At 59.9% G+C, this 9,284-nt stretch carries 8 protein-coding genes; 2 read left to right on the top strand and 6 right to left on the bottom strand.

From position 1 onward, the window contains the following. Window positions 1–42: 42 nt before the first annotated feature. From ACIOVD_RS19220 to ACIOVD_RS19245, 6 genes are all read right to left on the bottom strand, one after another. A complete protein-coding gene (locus ACIOVD_RS19220; protein ID WP_095110346.1) occupies window positions 43–258 on the bottom strand; it encodes a DUF1127 domain-containing protein in 216 nt (71 codons plus the stop codon). Between the two features lie 318 nt (window positions 259–576). Next, entirely contained in the window at window positions 577–2,070 is a 1,494-nt protein-coding gene (locus ACIOVD_RS19225; protein ID WP_159993018.1) for an acetyl-CoA hydrolase/transferase family protein, read from the bottom strand. A gap of 180 nt (window positions 2,071–2,250) precedes the next feature. Beyond that, window positions 2,251–3,687: an NAD(P)(+) transhydrogenase (Re/Si-specific) subunit beta gene (locus tag ACIOVD_RS19230; protein WP_401129640.1), complete on the bottom strand. Its 1,437-nt coding sequence runs from the start codon at window positions 3,685–3,687 to the stop codon at window positions 2,251–2,253. After that, window positions 3,687–4,010 (bottom strand): NAD(P) transhydrogenase subunit alpha, encoded by a 324-nt coding sequence (locus ACIOVD_RS19235; RefSeq protein WP_003187010.1) that lies wholly within the window; start codon window positions 4,008–4,010, stop codon window positions 3,687–3,689. The genes ACIOVD_RS19230 and ACIOVD_RS19235 overlap by 1 nt, the downstream gene beginning before the upstream one ends. Before the next feature lie 15 nt (window positions 4,011–4,025). Then, window positions 4,026–5,147 carry a Re/Si-specific NAD(P)(+) transhydrogenase subunit alpha gene (locus tag ACIOVD_RS19240; protein ID WP_095165179.1) on the bottom strand — a complete coding sequence of 374 codons (1,122 nt, stop codon included), beginning with the start codon at window positions 5,145–5,147 and terminating at the stop codon, window positions 4,026–4,028. A gap of 430 nt (window positions 5,148–5,577) precedes the next feature. Next, window positions 5,578–6,498, bottom strand: coding sequence for a LysR family transcriptional regulator (locus ACIOVD_RS19245; protein WP_095165180.1), 921 nt, complete (start codon window positions 6,496–6,498; stop codon window positions 5,578–5,580). A 157-nt stretch (window positions 6,499–6,655) separates the two neighbouring features. Here ACIOVD_RS19245 and ACIOVD_RS19250 point away from each other — a divergent pair, with 157 nt between their 5' ends. Beyond that, on the top strand, window positions 6,656–7,837 hold the full coding sequence (locus ACIOVD_RS19250; protein ID WP_095165182.1) for an acyl-CoA dehydrogenase: 1,182 nt from the start codon (window positions 6,656–6,658) through the stop codon (window positions 7,835–7,837). 13 nt (window positions 7,838–7,850) lie between these two features. After that, entirely contained in the window at window positions 7,851–9,071 is a 1,221-nt protein-coding gene (locus ACIOVD_RS19255) for a CaiB/BaiF CoA-transferase family protein (protein ID WP_095165183.1), read from the top strand. Window positions 9,072–9,284: the final 213 nt, after the last annotated feature.

Here is a 9,284-nt window from a genome sequence, read left to right on the forward strand (position 1 = left end):
GCTGGCGGTGGACCCCTGAAGGTCAGAGCCAGCGACGCTAACTTAGCGCCAGAACGGCTTGCTCAGCTCTTCGTAGCGTTGTGCTTCGCTAATCCCTGCGTCAGCCAGCAGACGCGAATCCAGGCGAGCCAGTTGGTGGCGGCTGGAGATGCGGCGCTGCCACAGCATCAGGTTGGCGAGAACGCGAAGAGGCATGGAAGCCTGGGTTTTTACAGCGTTGTCTTCGAAGAACAGTTCGGAACTGAGTGTACGTTCCATGGTGACATCCTTCCGCTTGTGGCGGGATTAGGTAGTGGTTTAACTGGTGCCCATGATCCTCTCGTTTGGCCAGTCTCTGTAGATACAGTTCACCTGTATTGTGAGAGACCAGTTAACTGTTAAAGGGTGGTGTACTGGTCTAAATTGAGGCAACTGTACCTATCTGCACGTTTATGGTGCGTTTTATGGGTTTTAGTCGGAAAAGGTAGGCTTTTTACCTAGGAAAAGACCGGTACAGCAGTACAGTTTTTGTCAGATATTGGATGAAAGATAGCGGACCGGCAAAAAAGTGTTTTCGCCGGCCGCCATCTGTACCAATCACACGGCGAGCATGCGCCCGGTTTCTTCCAGGTTCATGTGCCAACTGAGGGCTTCGCGCAGGATGTGCGGGGTGTGGCCGCCGATGGCACAGGCCTTCTCGAAGTACTCATTGAGCGCTTCGCGGTAGTCCGGGTGCACACAGTTGTCGATAACCACCCGGGCGCGTTCCCGAGGGGCCAGGCCACGCAAGTCGGCAAGGCCGATCTCGGTCACCAGGATGTCGACGTCGTGCTCGGTGTGGTCAACGTGGCTGACCATTGGCACGACACTGGAAATCGCGCCGCCCTTGGCAATCGACTTGGTGACGAAGATCGCCAGGTGGGCGTTGCGGGCAAAGTCACCCGAGCCGCCAATGCCGTTCATCATCCGCGTGCCGCAGACGTGGGTGGAGTTGACGTTGCCGTACAGGTCGAACTCCAGCGCGGTGTTGATGCCGATGATGCCCAGGCGACGCACCACTTCAGGGTGGTTGGAGATTTCCTGCGGGCGCAGTACCAGTTTGTCCTTGTAGCGCTCCAGATTGCCAAAGACATCGGCATTGCGCCGTTGCGACAGGGTGATCGAGCTGCCCGAGGCAAAGCTCAGCTTGCCGGCGTCGATCAGGTCGAAGGTCGAGTCCTGTAGCACTTCGGAGTACATGGTCAGGTCTTCGAACGGCGAATCGATCAGCCCGCACATCACCGAGTTGGCGATGCTCCCGATGCCAGCCTGGAGCGGGCCCAGTTTGTTGGTCATGCGGCCGGCGTCCACTTCCTGCTTGAAGAAGTTGATCAGGTGGTCGGCGATGGCCTGGGTCTCGTTGTCCGGTGGCAGCACCGTGGATGGCGAGTCCGACTGGTTGGTGATGACGATGGCGACGATCTTTTCCGGTGGAATCGGGATCGCGGTGCTGCCGATGCGATCGTCGACCTGGGTCAGCGGGATCGGCGTGCGGGTCGGACGGTAGGTCGGGATATAGATGTCGTGCAGACCTTCCAGGTTCGGGTTGTGCGCCAGGTTGATCTCGACGATCACCTGTTTGGCGAAAATCGCGAAGCTGGCGGAGTTGCCGACCGAGGTAGTCGGCACGATGTGGCCTTGTTCGGTGATGGCCACGGCTTCAATGACTGCGATGTCCGGCAGCTTGAGTTGCTGGTTGCGCAACTGCTCCACGGTTTCCGACAGGTGCTGGTCGATGAACATCACTTCGCCGGCGTTGATCGCCTTGCGCAGGGTGCTATCGACCTGGAATGGCATGCGGCGGGCCAGGACGCCCGCTTCGGTCAATTGTTTGTCGAGGTCGTTGCCCAGGCTGGCGCCGGTCATCAGGCTGATCTTCAGCGGCGTGACCTTGGCGCGCTCGGCCAGTGCGTGGGGCACGGCCTTGGCTTCGCCGGCGCGGGTGAAGCCGCTCATGCCGACGGTCATGCCGTCCTCAATCAGAGCGGCAGCCTCGGCGGCGCTCATCACCTTATCCAACAACGAAGGCAAGCGAATACGGTCACGGTACATGGATTATTATCTCGGGCAACGGAAGCAAGATGCGCAGTCTAGTGATTTCGAAAACATTCGTCCCGCTACCATGGTCGAATGCAGGCCCCTGATTTAGAGCCTTTGGTCGGGTAATCGAGGCCAATAAAAAACCCCAGCCTACGGGAGGCTGGGGTTTTTGGTATTGCCGTGGAGCAGTGTTTATTCGACTGCCTTGACCATATCTTCGATGACTTTCTTGGCGTCGCCAAAGACCATCATGGTCTTGTCCAGGTAGAACAGCTCGTTATCCAGACCGGCATAACCGCTGGCCATCGAGCGCTTGTTGACGATGATGGTCTTGGCCTTGAAGGCCTCCAGAATCGGCATGCCGGCGATTGGCGACTTCGGATCGTTCTTCGCCGCCGGGTTGACCACGTCGTTGGCGCCGAGCACCAGTACCACGTCGGCCTGGCCGAACTCGGAGTTGATGTCTTCCATCTCGAACACCTGGTCGTACGGTACTTCGGCCTCGGCCAGCAAGACGTTCATGTGCCCAGGCATGCGCCCCGCCACCGGGTGGATCGCGTACTTCACGGTCACGCCGCGATGGGTCAGCTTCTCGGTCAGCTCCTTCAATGCGTGCTGCGCCCGTGCCACCGCCAGGCCGTAGCCCGGAACAATGATCACGGTATCGGCGTTGGTCAGTAGGAAGGTGGCGTCGTCAGCCGAACCGGATTTCACCGGACGCGCTTCCGCCGAACCGGCAGGACCGGCAGCGTCTGCGGTGTTGCCGAAGCCACCCAGCAGGACGTTGAAGAACGAACGGTTCATCGCCTTGCACATGATGTACGAGAGGATCGCGCCGCTGGAGCCCACCAGGGAGCCGGCGATGATCAGCATCGAGTTGTTCAGCGAGAAGCCGATACCCGCTGCAGCCCAACCGGAATAGCTGTTAAGCATCGACACCACTACCGGCATGTCGGCGCCACCGATCGGGATGATGATCAGCACGCCCAGCACAAAGGCCAGGGCCAGCATCAGGGCAAACGCACCCAGGTTGCCGGTCAGCATGAAAGTGATGCCCAGGCCCAAGGTGGCCAGGCCCAGCACCAGGTTGATCTTGTGCTGACCTCTGAACTGTACTGGTGCGCCCTGGAACAGACGGAACTTGTACTTGCCCGAGAGCTTGCCGAAAGCGATCACCGAGCCGGAGAAGGTGATGGCACCGATGGCGGCACCGAGGAACAACTCCAGGCGGTTACCGGCCGGAATCGCGTCTCCCAACTGCTTGACGATGCCCAGCGACTGCGGCTCGACCACCGCGGCGATGGCAATGAATACCGCGGCCAGGCCGATCATGCTGTGCATGAAGGCGACCAGCTCTGGCATCTTGGTCATTTCAACCCGTTTGGCCATGATCGAACCGGCGGTGCCGCCGACCAGCAGGCCAACGATCACGTAGCCGATACCAGCGGTGGCCAGTTCGGCCCCCAGCTTATAGATGAGGCCGACGGTGGTGAGGATGGCCAGCGCCATGCCGAGCATGCCGAACAGGTTGCCGCGCCGCGAGGTGGTCGGGTGCGACAGGCCTTTGAGGGCCTGGATGAAGCAGATCGACGCGATCAAGTAGAGCGTCGTTACGAGGTTCATGCTCATTACTTGGGCGCCTCTTCTTTTACGGCTTTCGGGGCTTTTTTCTTGAACATCTCAAGCATGCGACGGGTGACCAGGAAGCCACCGAACACGTTCACCGCCGCCAGCGCGACGGCCAGGGTGCCCATGGTCTTGCCCAGCGGGGTCACGGTCAGCGCGGCCGCGAGCATGGCGCCGACGATCACGATTGCCGAGATCGCGTTGGTCACCGCCATCAAGGGGGTGTGCAGTGCGGGTGTAACGTTCCAGACCACGTGGTAACCGACATAAATCGCCAGCACGAAGATGATCAGGTTGTAGATACCGGGGGAGATAAGCTCTTCCATCGTCTGAATCCCTGCTTAGGCGTTTTTGCGGATGACTTGGCCGTCGCGGCACATCAGGCACGCGGCGACGATGTCGTCTTCGAGGTTGATCTCGAACTGGCCTTCCTTGGTGAAGACCAGCTTGAGGAAGTCCAGCAGGTTGCGCGCATACAGCGCCGAGGCATCTGCGCCGACCTGGGCTGCCAGGTTGGTCGGGCCGGCGATGGTCACGCCGTGCGCGACGATCACCTGGTCCGCGACGGTCAGTGGGCAGTTACCGCCCTGTGCCGCCGCCAGGTCGATGACCACCGAGCCCGGCTTCATCTGGGCAACAGTCTCGGCGCTCAGCAGTACCGGGGCCTTGCGACCAGGAATCAGGGCCGTGGTGATGACAATGTCGGCTTGCTTGGCGCGCTCGTGCACGGCCAGGGCCTGGCGTTGCATCCAGCTGGCCGGCATCGGCCGTGCGTAACCGCCGACGCCAACTGCGCATTCACGCTCTTCGTCGGTTTCATAAGGAACGTCGACGAACTTGGCGCCCAGGGATTCGATCTGCTCTTTCACCGCAGGACGGACGTCGGAGGCTTCGATCACCGCACCCAGGCGTTTCGCCGTAGCGATGGCCTGCAGGCCCGCCACGCCAGCGCCGAGAATCAGCACGCGAGCAGCCTTTACCGTGCCTGCGGCGGTCATCAGCATCGGCATGAAGCGCGGATAGTGATGAGCGGCCAGCAGCACGGCCTTATAGCCGGCAATGTTGGCTTGCGAGGAGAGCACATCAAGGCTTTGCGCGCGGGAGGTACGCGGCGCGGCTTCCAGGGAGAACGCGGTAATGCCACGCTCGGCCAGTTTGGCAATGGTTTCATTGCTGAACGGGTTGAGCATGCCTACCAGCACGGTTCCACTTTTGATCAGGCTCAGTTCGCTGTCGCTGGGGGCGACAACCTTGAGGATCAGCTCTGCGCCAAATGCATCGTTGGCACTGCCAATCACTGCACCTGCCGCTTCATAAGCACTGTCGACAACGCTGGCGCTGATGCCGGCGCCGCTTTGCACAGTGACTTTATGACCCTGGCCGATCAGCTTCTTGATGGTTTCCGGGGTTGCAGCAACCCGCGTTTCACCGGTCTGGGTTTCGAGAGGAACACCAATGTGCACGTCAAATCTCCTGCTTGATCTTATTGCTTTCGATCTTTCTTAGAAGGCCAGCGCACTGCGGAGGGTGCGGCTGGGGCGGCCGATCAGCACGACCCCGCTGTATTTCGGGCGGGGCGCGGCATTTTGCAGGCGAACTTTGTGCCCTTCAAGGGATTATGACGGGTGACGGAAAATTAACTACAAGTCACCCCGTGACCGAATGTCGCAACCAGGCGGGTTAATCCCTTGTAGGCCGTGACTTGCAACGACTCTGGCGAAAATTTGGGGATTTGCTCATCGGCTGCATGAATGTTGCACCATGGTGCCGATTTAAGGCGCGAAAGCCACGCCGTTAGGCGGCTGTGGGACGATTGTGCAGGTATTCCGTACAGTCTGCTTAAATGCGACAAATAGTTATATCTGTAGGGCTTTAAATTTGCTGACTACGAGGTCAGCTAATGCCTGTAGGCCCCTGTCCCTCTACGCTGTAGCTATGTGCCTGATGAATCAGCCAGTCGCGAAATGCGCGTAAAGACGCGGATTCGACCTTTCGGTCAGGAATCATCAGGTAATAGGCCTTGATGCTCGACAGGGCCTGGGGGTTGGCAATCACCAGCCTTTTCTCCGCCAGTTCGCGCTGGATCAGGAACGGCGGGATCAGGGCGATGCCCATGTCATGCATTGCCGCCTGGGCGAGCATGGAGAATAGCTCGTAACGCGGACCTGTCATGTCCCGGGGGATATTCAGGTTCTGGGAGTTGAACCACTGGCGCCAGGCGTACGGGCGTGTGGTCTGTTGCAGCAGGGGCAAGTCGGCAATCTGCTCGGCGCTGAGCTGCATGAACGGGCCGCGTAAGGCCGGACTGCACACCGGCATCGGGTTTTCGCCCATCAGCCTGTGGGATTCGGTACCGGACCAGTCGGCGTCGCCGAAGTAGATCGCGGCGTCGAAGTCGGTGTCGGCAAACAGGAAGGGCCGTGTGCGGTTGGTCAGGTTGACCGTTACTTCCGGGTGCTGCTCCTGGAAGTCTTTGAGTCGCGGCAGCAGCCATTGGGTGCCAAACGTCGGCACGACCGCCAGTTCGATCACGTTGGCGCCCTTCTGGCCCATCACTGACAGGGTGTCGCGTTCAACCGCGTCCAGTTGGGTTGCCACCCGGCGACTGTAAGACAGGCCGGCTTCGGTGAGTTTTACGCCGCGCCGTGAGCGTCGGAACAGTTCGACACTGAGAAACTCCTCCAGGCTGGCGATCTGTCGGCATATCGCGCCCTGGGTCAGCGAAAGCTCCAGGGCGGCCTTGGTAAAGCTCTCGTGGCGGGCGGCGGCTTCGAAGCTGATCAGGGCGGCGGTGCTGGGGATCTTCCTGCGCATGTACGGCAACCTCACTAATGATTCTCGTGTATGCCGTTCCGGGCAATTACGGAGTGAGAAATTAGCACAACAGCATGCAAAATCCTCGTTTGCCCATTCCGCGAGCGACGCCTAGGATCAGTCCACGATATTTGACCTACTTCGCGAGGACACGCTCATGGGCGGTAAAGCTAGCTTCAACTGGATCGATCCCCTGCTGCTGGATCAACAGCTCACTGAAGAGGAGCGCATGGTGCGCGACAGCGCAGCGCAGTTTGCCCAGGACAAGCTGGCTCCGCGCATCCTCGAAGCCTTCCGCCATGAAAAGACCGACCCGGCGATCTTCCGCGAAATGGGCGAGATTGGCCTGCTGGGTGCGACCATTCCCGAGCAGTACGGCGGCAGCGGCCTGAATTATGTCTGCTACGGGCTGATTGCCCGTGAGGTAGAGCGTGTCGATTCCGGCTATCGCTCGATGATGAGTGTGCAGTCCTCCCTGGTCATGGTGCCGATCAACGAGTTCGGGACTGAGGCGCAGAAACAGAAGTACCTGCCGAAACTGGCGTCCGGTGAGTGGATTGGTTGCTTCGGTCTGACCGAGCCGAACCATGGTTCCGACCCGGGTTCGATGATTACTCGTGCACGCAAGGTGGAAGGCGGCTACAGCCTGACCGGCAGCAAGATGTGGATCACCAACAGCCCGATCGCCGACGTATTCGTGGTCTGGGGCAAGGATGATGCTGGCGATATCCGCGGCTTCGTCCTCGAGAAAGGCTGGAAAGGCCTGAGCGCCCCGGCTATTCACGGCAAGGTCGGCTTGCGTGCCTCCATCACCGGCGAAATCGTGATGGACAACGTATTTGTTCCAGAAGAGAACATCTTCCCGGACGTGCGTGGCCTGAAAGGTCCGTTCACTTGCCTCAACTCCGCCCGCTATGGCATCTCCTGGGGGGCACTGGGTGCCGCCGAGTTCTGCTGGCATACCGCACGCCAATACACCCTGGACCGCCAGCAGTTCGGCCGTCCCCTGGCGGCGACCCAGTTGATCCAGAAAAAACTGGCGGACATGCAGACCGAAATCACCCTGGCGCTGCAAAGTTGCCTGCGTCTTGGCCGCATGAAGGATGAAGGCACGGCGGCGGTGGAAATCACTTCGATGATGAAGCGCAACTCCTGCGGCAAGTCCCTGGATATCGTGCGCATGGCTCGCGACATGCTCGGCGGTAACGGCATCTCCGACGAGTTCGGTGTGGCGCGTCACCTGGTCAACCTCGAGGTGGTCAACACCTACGAAGGTACTCACGACGTTCACGCGCTGATTCTCGGCCGTGCACAGACCGGTCTCCAGGCGTTCTACTGACAGGAGAGCGGTCATGGGTGCGTTATCGCATTTGCGGGTACTGGATTTATCGCGCGTATTGGCCGGTCCCTGGGCCGGCCAGATCCTGGCGGACCTGGGGGCTGAGGTCATCAAGGTCGAGCGTCCGGGCAACGGCGATGACACGCGCGCCTGGGGGCCGCCCTTCCTGAAGGACGCCTACGGCGAGAACACCAGTGAGGCGGCCTACTACCTTTCGGCCAACCGCAACAAGCAATCGGTGACCATCGACTTCACCCGGCCTGAGGGTCAGCGCCTGGTGCGCGAGCTGGCTGCCAAGTCCGACATCCTCATCGAGAACTTCAAGGTTGGGGGGCTGGCGGCTTATGGCTTGGACTATGAGACGCTCAAGGCGATCAATCCTGATTTGATCTACTGCTCGATCACTGGGTTCGGCCAGACCGGACCCTACGCCAAGCGTGCGGGTTATGACTTCATGATCCAGGGCCTGGGGGGCTTGATGAGCCTGACCGGCCGCCCTGAAGGTGATGAAGGTGCCGGACCGGTCAAGGTGGGTGTGGCGCTGACGGATATTCTGACCGGGCTCTACTCCACCGTGGCGATCCTGGCGGCTTTGGCGCATCGGGATCATGACGGTGGTGGACAGCACATTGATATGGCGCTGTTGGATGTCCAGGTCGCTTGCCTGGCCAACCAGGCAATGAACTACCTGACGACTGGGGTTGCTCCCAAGCGGTTGGGCAACGCTCACCCGAATATCGTGCCTTACCAGGACTTCCCGACGGCAGATGGCGACTTCATCCTGACGGTGGGCAATGACGGGCAGTTTCGCAAGTTTGCCGAAGTGGCAGGTCAGCCCCAGTGGGCAGACGATGCCAGGTTTGCCACCAACAAGCTGCGGGTGGCCAATCGCGCGGTACTGATTCCGCTGATTCGTCAGGCCACGGTGTTCAAGACCACCGCCCAGTGGGTGGTTGAGTTGGAGCAGGCGGGTGTGCCCTGTGGGCCGATCAATGATCTGTCGCAGGTGTTTGCTGATCCGCAGGTCCAGGCGCGCGGGCTGGCGATAGAACTGCCCCATGCACTGGCGGGTATGGTGCCGCAGGTCGCCAGCCCGATTCGCCTGTCCGAAACACCGGTGGAGTACCACAGCGCTCCGCCGCTGTTGGGCGAACACACGCTGGAGGTCTTGCAGCGAGTGCTGGGTCTGGATGCTGCTGCAGTTGCCGCCTTTAAGGAATCTGGTGTGCTCTAGGCGTCCCTTCTATATAGAGGCGGTTTTGCCCTTGCTTATATAGAAGGCGCACTACCGCCTTTTTTGGCTTTGCGTAACTCATTGATAGAAAAGCCAAATTAAAGGTTGACGGGAGATTTCAGGTGTCTATAATTCGCCCCACTTCCGGCGCAGTCGAAACGGAAAACTCCTTGGTAAACAATGAGTTACGCAGTTTTCGGCAGCAGGTTGCTT

This window comes from Pseudomonas sp. NPDC087626 (genome assembly GCF_044743405.1).
Classification (GTDB): domain Bacteria; phylum Pseudomonadota; class Gammaproteobacteria; order Pseudomonadales; family Pseudomonadaceae; genus Aquipseudomonas.

Bases quoted from the DNA above. Each gene is read 5' to 3' on its own strand.
- ACIOVD_RS19250 (WP_095165182.1), top strand. From the start codon at position 6,656: ATGGGCGGTAAAGCTAGCTTCAACTGGATCGATCCCCTGCTGCTGGAT.
- ACIOVD_RS19255 (WP_095165183.1), top strand. From the start codon at position 7,851: ATGGGTGCGTTATCGCATTTGCGGGTACTGGATTTATCGCGCGTATTG.
- ACIOVD_RS19225 (WP_159993018.1), bottom strand. From the start codon at position 2,070: ATGTACCGTGACCGTATTCGCTTGCCTTCGTTGTTGGATAAGGTGATG.
- ACIOVD_RS19230 (WP_401129640.1), bottom strand. From the start codon at position 3,687: ATGAGCATGAACCTCGTAACGACGCTCTACTTGATCGCGTCGATCTGC.
- ACIOVD_RS19235 (WP_003187010.1), bottom strand. From the start codon at position 4,010: ATGGAAGAGCTTATCTCCCCCGGTATCTACAACCTGATCATCTTCGTG.
- ACIOVD_RS19245 (WP_095165180.1), bottom strand. From the start codon at position 6,498: ATGCGCAGGAAGATCCCCAGCACCGCCGCCCTGATCAGCTTCGAAGCC.
- ACIOVD_RS19220 (WP_095110346.1), bottom strand. From the start codon at position 258: ATGGAACGTACACTCAGTTCCGAACTGTTCTTCGAAGACAACGCTGTA.